Here is a 15,511-nt window from a genome sequence, read left to right on the forward strand (position 1 = left end):
GTCAGAGCATGCGCAGCAGGAATTTAAGACAGCTGACTACGCAGCCGCCGCCACCGTATTGCTGTGCAGCAGCGAGCAGGAACTGCTGACCCACAGGTTGTCGCCGAAACGTTCCTGGGCAAATTGCAGTTGGGCGAGCACGGGCTCCAGCTCGCAGCGCCAAACGTTGCGACCGTTGACCAGACCCACCGAGAGAATCTTGTAGGTCGGCAGGCGATCGAGTACGTGCAGCAGGTGGTCGGGCGCGCGCACCGCATCGATGTGCAAGCCTTGCACCGGCAGGCCGGCGGCCAGACCGAGGTTGTCTTGCAGACCGCTGAAGCAGGTCGCCACCAGTTTTTTCAGCGGCGAATATTGCAAGATGTTGTAGGCACGTTCGAAAGCGTTTTTCCATTCCTGTGGCAGGTCAAGGGTGAGGATCGGTTCGTCGATCTGCACCCACTCCACGCCTTGGGCAGCGAGGCGGCCGAGGATCTCGCCGTAGATCGGCAGCAGGCGGTCCAGCAGGTCGAGTTTGTCGACGTCATTGCCTTTTGCCTTACACTGCCACAGGTAAGTCAGCGGTCCGATGATGATGGGTTTGACGGTGTGACCGAGGGCCTTGGCTTCTTCGACTTCATGGAACAGCGCGTTCTGGTCAAGATCGACCTTCCAGTAGGACTCAAGGGCTTTTTTCAGTTCGCGGTCGGCGTCGATGCGCGGGAAATCCAGGGAGTGGGCAACGGCCATGTCGAATGTGCTCTTGGGGTAAAAGATGGGGCTATTGTCGACAGCCCACCCAACATGAGACAAACTCAACCTTTTCGTGTTGATCATAAGTTTTCCTCATGGAGCCCTGCGGTGCTTGAAATCCGTCACCTGAAGACCCTGCACGCCTTGCGCGAAGCCGATAGCCTGGTGGATGCGGCCGATCGCCTGCATCTGACCCAGTCGGCGCTGTCCCACCAGTTCAAGGAGCTGGAGGAGCGCATGGGCATGCCGCTGTTCGTGCGCAAGACCAAACCCGTGCGTTTTACCAGCGCCGGTTTGCGCTTGCTGCAACTGGCCGATGCGACCCTGCCGCTGCTGCGCGCTGCCGAGCGTGATATCAGTCGTCTGGCCGGTGGCACCGCGGGGCGCTTGCACATGGCAATCGAGTGTCACAGTTGCTTCCAGTGGCTGATGCCGACCATCGACCAGTTCCGCGATGCCTGGCCGGAAGTCGAACTGGACCTGGCCTCAGGCTTCTCCTTCGCCCCGCTCCCGGCCCTGGCCCGCGGCGATCTGGATCTGGTGGTCACGTCCGACCCGGTGGACCTGGTCGGGATCACCTATGTGCCGCTGTTTACCTATGAAGCCATGCTCGCAGTGGCCAATCAGCACCGCTTGGCGAGCAAGGCGTACATCGTCCCGGAAGACTTGCTCACCGAAACCTTGATCACTTACCCGGTGGAGCGTGACCGGCTGGACATCTTCACCCGTTTCCTGGAACCGGCCGACGTCGAACCGGCCCAGGTGCGCACCTCGGAACTGACGGTAATGATGATGCAGCTGGTGGCCAGCGGACGCGGCGTGTGCGGCATGCCCCATTGGGCGCTGCATGAATACAGCTCACGGGGCTACGTGAAGGCCAAGCGGCTGGGCGAGAAAGGCTTGTTTGCGACGCTGTATGCGGGGATTCGGGCTGACATGCTGGATGCGCCGTACATGCGCGATTTTCTGCTGACGGCCAAGGACACATCGTTTTCGACTTTGGATGGGGTGAGTGCCGTCCGCTAAAGCGACACATCCCCTGTAGGAGCGAGGCTTGCCCGCGAAGAACGATGACACGGTCTGTCTGAACACCGCATCGTCCCTTTCGCGGGCAAGCCTCGCTCCTACAGGGGTCGTGGGAATTTCAGATTTCGCGCCACATGTGGATTTTGTCGAAGTATTCCTCACCCACCCGCACCGCCATCGGTTCCAGACCGAACTGAATGAAACCGCAGCGCCGGTACAGGCTGAACGCGACATCGTTGCCCGCGGTGACGGTCAATTTGATCAGCCTTAAGCCCTGATGGCTCCGCGCCTCGGCCAGAACCGCCTGCACCAGTTGATGGCCAATCCCCCGCTGGCGCACGTGGTCTGACACGTACATGCCAAACAGCGTCGCCTTGTGCCGGGCCTTTTCCCGGGGTTCGAAGGCCAGGCCGGCGATGCCCGCCAATTTGCCCTCCTCGAACGCGCCAAGCACCACATCGAGCTTGCCGGTCAGGCGCGACTCCCACCAACTCAGCGGCATTGACGCACGCTCGCGCACACTGGAGGTGAACGCCTGCGGATGCCGGTCATAGGCTTCGAGCATCAGCGCCCGATAGTCCAGTGCATGGCTGGTATCCAGGCGCTGAATCCACATGTTCAAGCCATCCGGCGTTGTTCAAGCATCAGCCGCAGCGCCAGCGCCGACAGTACAAAACCCATGAAATAACGCTGCAACGCCAGCCAGCTCGGGTTGTTGACGAACCATGAGGCGATGCCCGCGGCAAACAGTGCGATCAGCAGATTGACACTGAAACTGACGCTGATCTGGGTCAGGCCCAAAACGATACTTTGCGTGAACACCGAACCGTGCTCGGGCGTGATGAACTGCGGAAACACCGACAGGTAAAACACCGCGATCTTGGGGTTCAGGGCGCTGGTGAGAAAACCCATGGTGATCAGCTTGCGCGACGAATCCGGCGGCAACTGTTGAGCCTCGAACGGCGACCGCGCACCGGGTTTGACCGCTTGCCAGGCCAGCCACAACAGGTACAGCGCGCCGGCCCACTTCAAGACTTCATAGGCCATCGGCACCGCCAGGAACACCGCGGTCAAACCGGCAGCAGCAGCGAACAGGTGAACGAAAAATCCGGCTACCACACCCAACAGCGAGGTCACGCCAGCCTTGCGTCCCTGGCAGATCGAACGGGAGATCAGATAAATCATGTTCGGCCCCGGCGTCAGCACCATCAGCAGCGCGGCAGCGGCGAATATCAGCAAGTCTTGAATCGGGATCATGGCGAGTCCTTTGCGTAGATGATCAGGCGGTCGCAGTTAGCGAAGCCCGATAAAACGGCAGGATCAGGTCCCGTGTCAATGGGGCCAGAATGAGATCGCCATCGCTGGCCGGGTCGATCCAGATCACCTCTTCAATCTCGGCCGCCGGGGTGACTTGCGTATCGATGGTCAGCAGAAAGATTTCCGCCTGTACGAAAAATCCAGGCTCGTTGGCAGCGGGGGCCGAGAATTGGCCGAGAAAGGATGCCTGCGCCGGATCAATGACCAGACCCAACTCTTCTTCCAGCTCACGGGCCAGGGCATTGACCGGTTGTTCATGGGCTTCGATCTTGCCCCCCGGTTGCATGAACGCCTCGGTACCGCGCTTGCGTACCAGCAGGGTTTGACCGTCAGGGCCGATCAAGAGGGCGGCGGCGATGTGGATAACGACCGAGCCGTTGAAGGAAATATCAGTAGAAAAAGACATCACTCACCAAGGGTCCATTTGGGGGTGCACAGAATCCCACGCCTTTATGGGTCGGCCAAGTATTGAATCCCGACAAAGACCGGAAGTTTCTGCTTACAAGTCAGGAAATTTCCCACGTACGAGTTTGGTAGCGTGTTTGCACCGATTTTCAACGGTCCCTCGCCAATCTCGCTGCCAATGGAACAACTTGCATGTCCGACATCTCAACGCTTAAAGAAAAAATCAACATCAAGACATTTCCTTTCATTCTGCTGACGCTCATCACGGCAGGGCTCTATTCGTATATCTGGTTGTACAAAGCTTCTACGGCAGTTGAAGAGGTCACCCACATCAAGGTGATGAGTACGACTTTTCTGATTGGATATCTGGCTTTCATGGGCATGGGGCTTTGCTGGTCCAAATTGTCGACCCCTACACTTCAGGGCTAGCCCACGCTTGGTATTTAACGGTTTGGTCAATCACTGTTATTTGGTGCTTCCGTGTAAGAAGGGCACTCAGGACGTACGCCTTGATTGAGCACGATTTCGAGCCCCGTATGAACCGTGTCTTTTCTGTGTTGTTCACGTTTTACCATGTCAACTACTGCATCAACTCCCTTCCCCGCGACAAACAAAAACACGAAGAAAAAACGGCTGAAAGACCAAACAATCAGCGTTTGAGGCGAAGTGTTTCGGGTGTGACGTTGTTGTTTGGCTGATTAGTTAAAGAGGTGTAGTGGTGGTTTGGGCCTCTTCGCTGGCAAGTCAGCGCCTACAAAGATTGCGCATAACTTGGAGCTGGCTTGCCAGCGAAAGCGTCAGCAGATCAGTCAACCAACTCGGCTCCAGCTCCATGGGTGGTCCTTGCCGGAAAGATTGCCCGGTCGCTGTCTGTGCGCCAGTATGCGGATTGCACCGTGGGTGCTGCGAACAACCTATATCGCGAGCAAGCTTTGCTCCTACGGGATTTGCGCCCGCCCGGCCAAAAATATTGAGTCCGAACCCAAGGAAACCGTATGAGCCTGTCACTCCTGAGCCGCTACGCCTTCTTTGCCGTCTGCGTGATATTCACCCTCGCCAGCCTGCCCTTCCTCGAACACGACTGGCTGTGGCCAATCACCGCCGTCACCGGCGTGCTCAGCCTGATCGGCATTGGCGATTTGCTGCAAAGCCCCCACGCGGTGCGGCGCAATTACCCGATCCTGGGCAACATCCGCTATCTGGTCGAAGGCATTCGCCCGGAAATCCGCCAGTACCTGCTCGAATCCGACAGCGATGCCCTGCCCTTTTCCCGGGCCCAGCGTTCGCTGGTCTACTCCCGAGCCAAGAATGAAAGCGCCGACAAACCGTTCGGCACCTTGATCGACGTGTATCAGTCGGGCTTCGAATTCATCGGCCACTCGATGCGCCCCGCGCCCTTGAGCGACCCGAGCGGTTTTAGGGTCACGGTCGGTGGCCCGCAATGCACCCAGCCGTACTCCGCGTCGGTGTTCAACATCTCGGCCATGAGCTTCGGCTCGCTCAGCGCCAACGCCATCCGCGCGCTGAACCAGGGCGCGAAACTCGGCAACTTCGCCCACGACACCGGCGAAGGCAGCATCAGCCCTTATCACCGCGAACACGGTGGCGATCTGACCTGGGAGCTGGGCAGCGGCTATTTCGGTTGCCGCACCGCCGACGGCCGCTTCGACCCGGAACGCTTCGCCGCGCAGGCACAAACGCCACAAGTGCGGATGATCGAAATCAAGATGAGCCAGGGCGCCAAACCCGGTCACGGCGGGATTCTGCCCAAGCACAAAGTCACACGAGAGATCGCCGACACCCGCGGCATCCTGATGGGCGAGGACTGCATCTCACCGTCGCGGCACAGCGCGTTTTCCACGCCGATCGAGATGATGCATTTCATCCAGCAGCTGCGTGAGCTGTCCGGTGGCAAACCGGTGGGCTTCAAGTTCTGCCTCGGTCACCCGTGGGAGTTCATGGGCATCGCCAAGGCCATGCTGGAAACCGGCATCCTCCCGGATTTCATCGTCGTCGACGGCAAGGAAGGCGGCACCGGCGCCGCGCCCGTGGAGTTCACCGACCATATCGGCGTGCCAATGCGCGAAGGTTTGCTGTTCGTGCACAACACGCTGGTGGGTCTGAACCTGCGGGACAAAATCAAACTCGGCGCCAGCGGCAAGATCGTCAGCGCGTTCGATATCGCCAGCGTGCTGGCCATCGGCGCCGACTGGGCCAACTCGGCACGGGGTTTCATGTTCGCGATCGGCTGCATCCAGTCGCAGAGCTGCCACACCAACAAATGCCCGACCGGCGTCGCTACCCAGGACACCCTGCGCCAGCGCGCACTGGTGGTCCCGGACAAGGCCCAGCGCGTTTACAACTTCCACCGCAACACCCTCAAGGGTCTGGCTGAAATGCTTGCTGCTGCCGGTCTTGAACACCCGTCGCAGTTGTCAGCCAAGCACCTGGTGCGGCGCATGTCGGCGACCGAGATCAAACTGTTCTCGCAGCTGCATGTGTTCCTGAAACCGGGGGAATTGCTGACTGGGGAAGTGAATGGCGAGTTCTATTCGCGGATGTGGCAGATGGCGCGGGCGGACAGTTTCGAGCCTAATGAAGTCGCCGCTGCTTGATCCCGACGGTCCCGGCATTGCGCTTCACCAGCGAAGCGATTTGATCGGGGCCGGTTCCTTCATGACGATAAAACCGTATTCGCCGATCAGGTAAATCCGGTAATACGGGCTCTCCACCAGCGGCGGATAATGCTGATACCCCACCCGCGTCGCATTACGCCGCTCCCTCTCCGCGACCACGTTGGTAATGCCCACCTTGGGCAGATTTTCCGCCAGCATGAAAAAGTCGATATTCAGCAGATAGTGCAGTACCGGCATCTGCTTGAACGAACCTGCTGCCCCCAGCAACCAGTGATCGGAATAGGTCACTGACATGTAAATGCGCTTGGCCTCGCGCAACGTTTGATGGCTGTTGATATCGCGTTCAAGGCTATACAACGCGCTGGTAGCGAGGGCTTTCTGCACCGTCAGGACCCGGCCATAGGCAAACGACAGGGACAGCATCGCCAACAGTGGCACCAACAACAGCAGTGGCATTCGCTCATGTACAGACGTCAGCGCCAGATGGCTCAAATAGAACATCAGCACCAACAAGACGGCGAATCCCATCAAAGTTCTGGCGCCTTCGTTGAAGTCGCGAAAAAACAGCGCCACACCCGACACCAACAGCAACACCACCGGCACGGTCAGCAGACACAGCAGGCCGATCCAGATCTTTTTCGAGCCGTCCTCCTCTCGTTCAACGACGCTCAACCCCAGACGAACCGCGCCGGCAATGGCGCACAGCAACAACCCGGCAAACACCCAGGCAAATCCGCCATGGAACAGCAGGACAACTTTCTCCAGCACCCTGGCGATATTGGTGTAGATCTGCAGCAACGGCTGCGCCGAACCGTTCAAAAACAAGGTACGACTCGACCCCATGAACGGGTAGGCAGTGACGCCGTAAATCAACACGCCTAGCACCACCTGGGCAATCTTCCAGCCAATCAACGCGCCCCACTGCGACCAGGGCACTTTGTCATTGGCCGCTCTGAGCAACTCCAGACAACACAGGCCCAGAAACACATTAATGCTCAGCTGATAAAGCCCCAGTGCCAGTGCAATCAAAAACGACGGCACCAGCCATCGCACATTGCGCGATGGGCTGCGAAACGTGATGGCGTAGATCACCGCCACGACGCTCAAGGCCATGGGCGCGCCGTCGTACTGATAGGACAGGTTTTGCAGGAAGAACGGGTTGTACCAGAGCGGCAACAGCACCAGGCAGCTAGCAACGGTCGGCTGGCGAAAGTAATGAAAGGTAATGCTGGTGAGCGCCGAGGACATGGCCGCAGTGGCGATCAATAACGGCAATGGAAAGATGTTCGGTGCGGCATTACTGAAGGTCAGCACGTTGTAGAACAGCTCGGCGAACAATCGCCCCTGCTCTGTCCAGGCCATGCCGGCCGACAACGAACGCCAGTTGTCATCGATGTAGGGATAGTCCGCAAGGATCAACGGCACGACATACACAAAAGTCGCGAGCAGAAAAAACACCCAGACCTGACGACGCCCCAGTTCCTTGACGAAGAAATCGCTCAACCTGCCCATGCTAAGGCCTGCGCTGCTGTTTACCGCCGACGATGTCTTTGACCACGTAGCGCGGTCGGTGCTTGGCTTCAATATAGATACGGCCAATGTACTCACCCAGGATGCCGATACCGATCAGCTGCACGCCGCCAAGAAACAGAATGGCAGTCATCAACGAGGGGTAACCGGGAACGCTGTTACCGTTGAAAATCTTGTCCAGCACCATGTACACCGCGTAAAGCACCGCGAAAATCGACACACACCCACCGACGTAAGTCCATAAACGCAACGGCACAGTGCTGAACGACGTCACGCCTTCCAGCGCCAGGTTCCACAGTTTCCAGTTGTTGAATTTGCTGCTGCCCGCCACGCGACGGGCCCGCTCGTACTCCACCACCACGGTGTTGAATCCGGCCCACGACAGCACGCCTTTCATGAACAATTGATGCTCGGGCAGTGCGCGAATCACATCGACCACCTTGCGATCCATGAGGCGGAAATCCCCGACGTTCTCTTCGATGCGGGTGTACGAAATCCGGTTCAACAGGTGGTAGAACAACGACGCACTGTGACGTTTGAAATAGCTGTCGCAATTGCGGTCCCGGCGTTTCGCCAACACCACATCCGCACCTTTGCGCCATTGTTCGATCAGCAACGGGATCACACTGATCGGGTCCTGCAGGTCGACGTCCATCGGGATCACCGCGTCGCCGGTGGCATATTCCAGACCGGCAAACAGCGCCGGCTCCTTGCCGAAGTTGCGGGAAAAATTGATCAGCATGACCAAGTCGTCTGCTTGCGCCAGCGTGGTGATCTGTTCCGCTGTGCGGTCGGCGCTGCCGTCGTTGATAAACACGATTTCGACGTCGATGTCGCCAATTTGCAACTCGTGCCGTACGGCTTGATAAAACAGCTCGATCGCCTGCTCTTCGTTGAATACCGGAACGATGAGCGAGATCTTCATATTTCACGCTCGCGAAACACCACGTACTTGGAAAACAAGAAGCCCAATACCAGGCTTAATGCCGAAAACAGGGCCACGGTCAGCAAACCATGCAACCGCCACAGGTCACCGGCATGACCCACGCTATAACTCAATGCCCCCATCGCCGCCATGAACAGCAGATAGCCGCCGACCGACACCTTGCGGTCAAAGGTGAAGAGCGCATTCATATAAAAGGAAAACGAGGCGGCAACGCAAAAGGCCGCCAGATTGCTGACCGCCTGACGCAGACCCGCTGCCACGCTCAGCAGAAAGAATATCTGCCAGTGAATGAGGGTGTTGGCGACCCCGATCACCGTGTAGCTGGACAACCCTTTCCACAACCGCCTCATGCTGACGCTCCCGGAGTAGAACTCGGCCCTCACCCATACGTATTTGAGCTTGTCTACTGTCAGAAATCACAGGTAAGGCCACCTTTCAGACCAACGGTTAAACGCCTCATCAACATCCCGTAATACCCCGACTTTGCAATTGCCGGCGAATCAGGCCACCCTGCGCGCCGCCAATTTGCGGCACGCAAGCTTTCGCGCCGTCGACTACTCCTTTGTTCAACACCCGTTTACGAGCCTGCCGTCATGACGCTAGCACGCGATCACCGGATCGACTTTTTTCGTGGTCTGGCACTGATCTTCATCTTCTGGGATCACGTGCCCCACAATCCTTTGGGTCAAATCACCCTGCGTAACTTCGGCTTCAGCGATGCCGCCGAAGTTTTCGTATTTCTGGCCGGTTATGCGGCGGTACTTGCCTACGGGAAGGTGCTGGCACGCGAAGGCTTTTTGATCGCCTGCGTGAAAATCCTGCGGCGCGCCTGGGTGCTGTATGTAGTGCATATCTTCTTGCTGGCGATGCTGATGGGCATTGTGTTCTTCGCCAACAGCCATGTGGAAACCCGCGATCTGGTTGAAGAAATGGGCATGCATCACTTCATCAGTGACCCTCAGCAGGCCCTGATCGATGAGCTGCTATTGCGCTTCAAACCGAACCTGATGGACCCGCTGCCGCTGTACATCGTGCTGCTGGCGGGTTTGCCACTGGTGCTGCCATTGCTGGTGCGCAAGGCGTGGGTGGTGGTGGCGATGTCGGTGGCGGTGTACCTGACGGTGCCGTTGTTTGGCTGGAACCTGGCCGCCATCAAGGATGGCGTGTGGTACTTCAACCCTGTGGCCTGGCAACTGCTGTTCGTGCTGGGTGGTGCCACCGCGATTCATGCACAGCGCCCCCGCTTGCCCGACACCCGGCCATTGATGCGCCAGCCGTTGTTCATGACGGCGGCGCTGTACGTGGTCGCCGCCGGGGTGCTGACCGTCGCGTGGCGATGGCCGCACATTCACGACGCTCTGGTGCCGGCCAGCCTGAGCAATCTGTTGTACCCGATCAGCAAGACCAACCTGTCGCCCGTTCGCCTGCTGCACTTCCTGGCGCTGGCCTACGTCACGGCGAAATTGCTTCCTGATACGGGTTGGACGCAAAACTGGCTGGCGCAGCAAAGCTGTCGCATGGGGCGTTTTTCACTGGAAATCTTTTGCCTCGGTGTGTTGCTGGCACCACTGGCGGACATGGTCAACGCCATGACCGACGATGCCTTCGCCATGCAGATCTTTACTGCGCTGGTGGGCGCCGGGTTGATGGCGTTGCTGGGGGCGTGGCTGGAATTCAACAAGCGCTTGAATCGATTGCCGCGAACCCACACGCATGAGCATATAAAGCCCCGATCATTTTGATCGTAATACTGTCCACAAAAGCAAAGCGAGGCGGCCTGACAGCCGACCTGATTTCAAGTGAATGCGTTCCCCCTGTAGGAGCGATGCTTGCTCGCGATGGACGTCAACGATAACGCGCCCTATCTGAATATGATCGCGTTGTCTGGTAGTTTTTCGCGAGCAGGCTCGCTCCTACAATTGGATCGCAGTCAGCCCCCTAACCAGATCGGCTGTCAGGCCGCCTCGCTTTGCTTTGGCTTTTGATCTTCTTCCCCCTCACGCCCTGAGCCTCTCCGGCAACCCGTAGATACCTCCATCGGCGCCTCTATCAATGTTTTTCCGAGCTTTTCCAAGCGACCTGCCATATGGGCGCAACCATATGTCGCCGTTACCGAACAAATAGATATCCCTGCAAATCAAAAAGCAGCCGATCGCACAAAAATCGAAAAGCGCCGGCGATCCCGCTCTTTGGATCCTCACAATTTTTTCACCAACGCCAACCACCGACTAAGCTTCAGACAAGTCCGATCAATCTGCGTGAATGGATCAGTGACTATGGGCGCTTTATGGCAAACCGATTCGAGTAAAACTGTGGTCCCGACTGAACAAGTGGATGGAGAAGCGCCTTTACCTGAAAAACCCCGCCGTTCCCGGCACGGCTGGAAGGCTTTCTGGTTACTGCTGCTGATCATTGCGATTGTCGTAGGCTTGGCCGCGTCCAAGGAAATGCGCACTTCGAGGTTTCAGGCACGGGAGGTCAGCAAGTTTGCCAAAACCCTGAGCTATGAACTCAAACCCGGTCCCAGCGATGCGATTCATTATCCGGGTGCCGGCCCGTTCGATTTGCGCCTGGGCTACAGCTCACTGGACGAATTCCTGCCGCGGCTGCTCAAGCGCGATTACGTGATTTCCGCACAGACCCGCTTTTCTCCGGCGCTGATGAACTACAGCAACAAGGGCTTTTTCGTGCCCTATTCGGAGAAAATCCAGGCAGGGTTGTCGATCACCGATTGTAAGGCGGCACCGCTTTACCAGTTCAATTATCCGCAACAGCTCTATTCCAGCTTCGAGTCGATCCCGCCAGTCGTGATCAACAGCTTGCTGTTTGTCGAAAACCGCTTCCTGCTCGACCCTCGCCAGCCTATGGCCAACCCTGCTGTGGACTGGCCGCGGTTCGGCATGGCGGCGTATACCCAGGTCGCCAAGCTGCTGCACCTGCCCGGTCAATCAGCCGGCGGCAGTACCCTGGCGACGCAACTGGAGAAGTACCGACACTCCCCCGATGGCTTGACCGTGTCGGGTGGGGAGAAAATCCGTCAGATGATTTCCGCCAGCGTGCGGGCCTACCAGGACGGGCCTGAAACGCTCAAGGTGCGGCAGAACGTGGTGCGCGATTACCTCAACAGCGTGCCCCTGTCGGCCGTACCTGGTCACGGTGAAGTACACGGCATGGCTGAAGGTTTGCGCGTGTGGTACGGCGTCGACTTCAGCAAGGCCAACGAAAGCCTGAACAGCGACGCGACGGATCCAAAAAGCCTGGCCGAGAAAGGCCTGGCCCTGCGCGAGATGCTGTCCTTGATGATTGCCCAGCGCCGACCTTCCCATTACCTGACCAAGGGCCGCGATGAGCTGGCCGACCTCACCGACAGTCATATCCGCTTGCTGGCCCAGAACAATGTGATCGATGCGCCTTTCGCCGCTGCGGCACTGGCCAGCAAGGTCACCTATCGCGACTGGGCGTTACAGCCAACCATTCAACCGATCGAAACCAACAAGGGCATCAGTGTGGCGCGCAGCCGGTTGGCCGGTTTGCTCAATCGTCCGCTGTATGACCTCGACCGCCTCGACCTCTCGGCCACCAGCACCCTGCAAGGCGATCTGCAAACCCAGGCTACCGCGTACTTGAAAAAACTCGCCGACCCGGTCTATGCCGCACAAATCGGCCTGATGGGCGAACGCTTGCTGACCCCCACCAGCACCACACAAGTGCGTTACAGCTTCACTCTGTTCGAACTGACCCCGGACGGCTCGCGGGTGCGGGTGCAGACCGACAGCACCGATCAGCCGTTCGACATCAACGAAGGCAGCAAACTGGAGTTGGGCTCTACCGCGAAAATGCGCGTGCTGACCACTTATCTGCAAATCATCTCTGAATTGCACGACAAATATGCCGGCATGACCGTGCCGGAACTGAAGAAAGTCGACGTGCCGGAGCAGGATCACATTAGTCGATGGGTCGTCGATTACATGATCCAGAACAAGGACCGCAACCTGTCGACCCTGCTCGGTGCCGCGCTGGACCGCAAATACTCTGCCAGCCCCGGCGAAGCGTTTTTCACTGGTGGTGGCCTGCATGTATTCCATAACTTCCGCAAGGAAGATAACGGCCGCATGCCGACCCTGCGTGACGCCATACGAGAGTCGATCAACCTGCCGTTCATTCGCCTGATGCGTGACCTGGTGCGCTACACCACCTACTCGGGCCCCAACAACAGCGCCGAACTGCTCAAGGACGACCGCGACCCAAGGCGTCAGGAATACCTGGCCGAGTTCGCCGACCGCGAGGGCACATCGTTTCTGCTCAAGTTCTGGAAAAGGTACAAAAACAAGGACACCCAGGAGCGACTCGAAACCTTCCTCGACAGCATGCGCCCGACGCCGATCCGTATGGCTGCCGTACACCGATATCTACTGCCGCATGCCAGCCAGGAGAGCTTCAACAACTTTGTGCGCTCGCACCTCACAGGCGCCAAGCTCACTGAAAAACTCACGGACGATCGCCTTGTGCGCCTCTATGACGCGTATGGCCCCGGCACATACGATCTACCGGACCAGGGTTTCATCGCCAAGGTCCACCCGCTCGATCTGTGGCTGATGGGCTATTTGTTGAACCATCCCGACGCCAAGTGGAGTGAAATCGTCAAGGCCAGCCAGTTTGAGCGCCAGGAGGTTTATAGCTGGCTGTTCAAAAGCAAACACAAGGGCGCCCGCGACGGCCGCATCCGCACCATGCTGGAAATCGAGGCGTTCCTCGACATTCACCAGCGCTGGCAAAAGGTCGGTTACCCGTTCGATCACCTGGTGCCATCGCTGGCCACCGCCATCGGTAGCTCTGGCGACCGCCCGGCAGCGTTGGCCGAGCTGATTGGTACCATTCTCAACGACGGCGTGCGGATGCCGACGCTGCGTATCGACAGCCTGCACTTTGCCGCGAACACACCGTATGAAACCAAGCTGAACAATGATCCGGATGTCGGCAAACGGGTGATGCCTTCCGAGGTGGCAACCGCCATGCGTGGAGCGCTGTCGCAAGTGGTGGATGCCGGCACGGCCAAACGCGTCTCCGGGAGTTTCGTGACACCCGATGGCAAACCGTTGGCCATGGGCGGCAAGACCGGCACCGGCGACAACCGCATCGAGGCCTTCGGTTCGGGTGGGCGAATCCTGAGTTCGAAATCCATCAACCGCACTGCCACCTTCGTGTTCTACATCGGGGACACCCATTTCGGCACCTTGACCGCCTTCGTACCCGGAGCCTCCGCCGAAGCGTTCAAGTTCACTTCAGCGTTACCGGTTCAGGTGCTCAAGGGCATGGCGCCGATTCTCACGCCGTACTTGCAGCCAGGCAGCCATACGATGTGTCTGCCGCTTGAATTATCACGGCGGTGAAATTCCAGGCCCGGGATGTGTCCAGGGTTTTGAGTCAACCGCTGGTCGTTAACGCGAACGATTCTCGTAAAACGACTTGCCCCATCAAAAGATATATCTTAAGTTGTATCTAAATACGACGAGAGAAGATATCCGATGAGAGACCATCATTCCCCACACCGCGAACACGGCGACGGCCGCGACGGTTTTGAAAAACGTCCTGGCCGCGAACGCGGCGGCCGCGGTCCCCGGGTCTTTGCCCCCGGCGATCTGAAGCTGCTGCTGCTGGCGTTGATCGCCGAGCAGCCCTGTCACGGCTATGACCTGATCCGCCAGATCGAAGGCATGTTCGACGGCGCCTACAGCCCCAGCCCCGGTGTTATCTACCCGACCCTGACATTTCTGGAAGAAAGCGAAATGATCCTGGGCGACGCTGAAGGCGGAAAAAAACGCTACAGCGTGACCGATGCCGGTCGTCTGTCCCTGAAGGAACAGGCGATCGCCCTGGACGGGGTACGGATGCGCATCGAGGTCAGCAAACGTTCACTGCGTGGCCACGATCGCCCGCCGGAGATCCATGAAGCGGTGCATAACCTGCGTTATGCCTTGCAAATGCACCACGGTCGCTGGAGCCCGGAAGAAATTCTGCGAGTGCGCGACCTGCTCAACAACACCGCCAAAGCCATCGTCGACGGCCCTGCCGTTACAGCTGTCCAGGAGTCCGCCGAATGACCGATGTAATCCATCCATCCCAAACCATTCACCGCGTCATGCATGAAATCAAACGTCGTCGCCTGGAAGTGTTGCGGGTGGTCGAACTGACGCCGCGCATGCGCCGGATCACACTGGGCGGGCCTGAACTGGCGGAGTTCGTCAGCCTCGGCACGGACGATCACGTCAAGCTACTGTTCCCGCAAAATGCCGCGGAACGAGCGGCACTGGAAACCCTGGTACTCGGCGCTGGCAAAAGCGACGTACCGATGCCCGCGATGCGCGACTACACGCCGCGTCGCTATGATCTGGACTCGCTGGAGATGGACATCGATTTCGTCCTGCATGGCGACGGCCCCGCCTCGACCTGGGCCGAACAGGCCACACCCGGCCAGTTCCTGCACATCGGCGGGCCAAGGGGTTCGATGATCGTGCCGGACATCTTCGACAGCTACCTGTTGATCGGCGACGAGACCGCCCTGCCCGCCATCGCCCGACGCCTGGAAGGTCTGGCGGCCAATCGCCGGGCGCTGGTGATCGTGGAAGTGGAGAACGGCAAGGAGCAGCAGACACTGCAGAGCGCTGCCGAATTCAATGTGATCTGGGTGCTGCGCGAAGGTGGTAAGGACCATTTGCTGACCACCGTACGGCAGGTCCGGATCCCCACCGGCAGCTTGTATGCCTGGGTGGCGACCGAAAGCAAAGTGTCGCGGCAGATTCGCCGGGTGTTGCTGGATGAGCATGGGTTGGACGAGCAGTTCGTCAAGGCTGTGGGCTACTGGCGGCTGGATGACACTGATGAGCAATAGTGTCATTGCGGGCCTCTTCGCGAGCAAGCC

At 58.6% G+C, this 15,511-nt stretch carries 13 protein-coding genes and 1 pseudogene; 7 read left to right on the plus strand and 7 right to left on the minus strand.

What is annotated here, in order from left to right; all coding sequences use genetic code 11:
• Positions 1-60: 60 nt before the first annotated feature.
• A pseudogene (locus CES87_RS16385) lies at positions 61-729 on the minus strand (5-methyltetrahydropteroyltriglutamate--homocysteine S-methyltransferase); the annotation flags it as partial.
• 111 nt (positions 730-840) lie between these two features.
• Here CES87_RS16385 and metR point away from each other — a divergent pair.
• A complete protein-coding gene (metR, locus tag CES87_RS16390) occupies positions 841-1,758 on the plus strand; it encodes a transcriptional regulator MetR (protein ID WP_128606943.1) in 918 nt (305 codons plus the stop codon).
• A 118-nt stretch (positions 1,759-1,876) separates the two neighbouring features.
• On the opposite strand, the gene CES87_RS16395 is transcribed toward metR, so the two are convergent.
• Genes CES87_RS16395 through CES87_RS16405 form a run of 3 tightly spaced genes read right to left on the minus strand, consistent with a single transcriptional unit; the run spans position 1,877 to position 3,481 of the window.
• Positions 1,877-2,374: a GNAT family N-acetyltransferase gene (locus CES87_RS16395; RefSeq protein ID WP_128606944.1), complete on the minus strand. Its 498-nt coding sequence runs from the start codon at positions 2,372-2,374 to the stop codon at positions 1,877-1,879.
• A 2-nt stretch (positions 2,375-2,376) separates the two neighbouring features.
• On the minus strand, positions 2,377-3,015 hold the full coding sequence (locus CES87_RS16400; RefSeq protein ID WP_128606945.1) for a LysE family translocator: 639 nt from the start codon (positions 3,013-3,015) through the stop codon (positions 2,377-2,379).
• Between the two features lie 22 nt (positions 3,016-3,037).
• A complete protein-coding gene (locus CES87_RS16405; RefSeq protein WP_128606946.1) occupies positions 3,038-3,481 on the minus strand; it encodes an NUDIX domain-containing protein in 444 nt (147 codons plus the stop codon).
• Positions 3,482-3,672: 191 nt separating this feature from the next.
• Between CES87_RS16405 and CES87_RS33195 the strand changes: the two genes are divergently transcribed.
• Positions 3,673-3,909 carry a DUF4234 domain-containing protein gene (locus tag CES87_RS33195; RefSeq protein ID WP_256590946.1) on the plus strand — a complete coding sequence of 79 codons (237 nt, stop codon included), beginning with the start codon at positions 3,673-3,675 and terminating at the stop codon, positions 3,907-3,909.
• 566 nt (positions 3,910-4,475) lie between these two features.
• A complete protein-coding gene (locus tag CES87_RS16415; protein ID WP_128606947.1) occupies positions 4,476-6,095 on the plus strand; it encodes an FMN-binding glutamate synthase family protein in 1,620 nt (539 codons plus the stop codon).
• Positions 6,096-6,119: 24 nt separating this feature from the next.
• On the opposite strand, the gene CES87_RS16420 is transcribed toward CES87_RS16415, so the two are convergent.
• The 3 genes from CES87_RS16420 to CES87_RS16430 are packed head-to-tail and all read right to left on the minus strand — an operon-like array spanning position 6,120 to position 8,942.
• Entirely contained in the window at positions 6,120-7,628 is a 1,509-nt protein-coding gene (locus tag CES87_RS16420; protein WP_128606948.1) for a glucosyltransferase domain-containing protein, read from the minus strand.
• A gap of 1 nt (position 7,629) precedes the next feature.
• Positions 7,630-8,571 carry a glycosyltransferase family 2 protein gene (locus CES87_RS16425; RefSeq protein WP_128606949.1) on the minus strand — a complete coding sequence of 314 codons (942 nt, stop codon included), beginning with the start codon at positions 8,569-8,571 and terminating at the stop codon, positions 7,630-7,632.
• Entirely contained in the window at positions 8,568-8,942 is a 375-nt protein-coding gene (locus tag CES87_RS16430; protein WP_128606950.1) for a GtrA family protein, read from the minus strand. The genes CES87_RS16425 and CES87_RS16430 overlap by 4 nt, the downstream gene beginning before the upstream one ends.
• A 243-nt stretch (positions 8,943-9,185) precedes the next feature.
• Here CES87_RS16430 and CES87_RS16435 point away from each other — a divergent pair, with 243 nt between their 5' ends.
• The 4 genes from CES87_RS16435 (at position 9,186) to CES87_RS16450 (ending at position 15,481) form a co-directional block, all read left to right on the plus strand.
• A complete protein-coding gene (locus tag CES87_RS16435; RefSeq protein ID WP_128606951.1) occupies positions 9,186-10,334 on the plus strand; it encodes an OpgC family protein in 1,149 nt (382 codons plus the stop codon).
• Between the two features lie 534 nt (positions 10,335-10,868).
• Positions 10,869-13,982, plus strand: a complete 3,114-nt coding sequence (locus tag CES87_RS16440; RefSeq protein WP_128606952.1) for a transglycosylase domain-containing protein — start codon at positions 10,869-10,871, stop codon at positions 13,980-13,982.
• A 135-nt stretch (positions 13,983-14,117) separates the two neighbouring features.
• The gene (locus tag CES87_RS16445) at positions 14,118-14,693 is read left to right on the plus strand and encodes a PadR family transcriptional regulator (protein ID WP_128606953.1); all 576 of its coding nucleotides are present in this window, start codon (positions 14,118-14,120) and stop codon (positions 14,691-14,693) included.
• Complete coding sequence (locus CES87_RS16450; RefSeq protein WP_128606954.1) at positions 14,690-15,481, plus strand: siderophore-interacting protein; 792 nt, start codon at positions 14,690-14,692, stop codon at positions 15,479-15,481. Before CES87_RS16445 ends, CES87_RS16450 begins: the two co-directional genes overlap by 4 nt.
• The last annotated feature ends 30 nt before the right edge of the window (positions 15,482-15,511 follow it).

The sequence above is a fragment of the Pseudomonas sp. ERMR1:02 genome, from assembly GCF_002277815.1.
In the GTDB taxonomy this organism is placed as follows: Bacteria; Pseudomonadota; Gammaproteobacteria; order Pseudomonadales; family Pseudomonadaceae; genus Aquipseudomonas.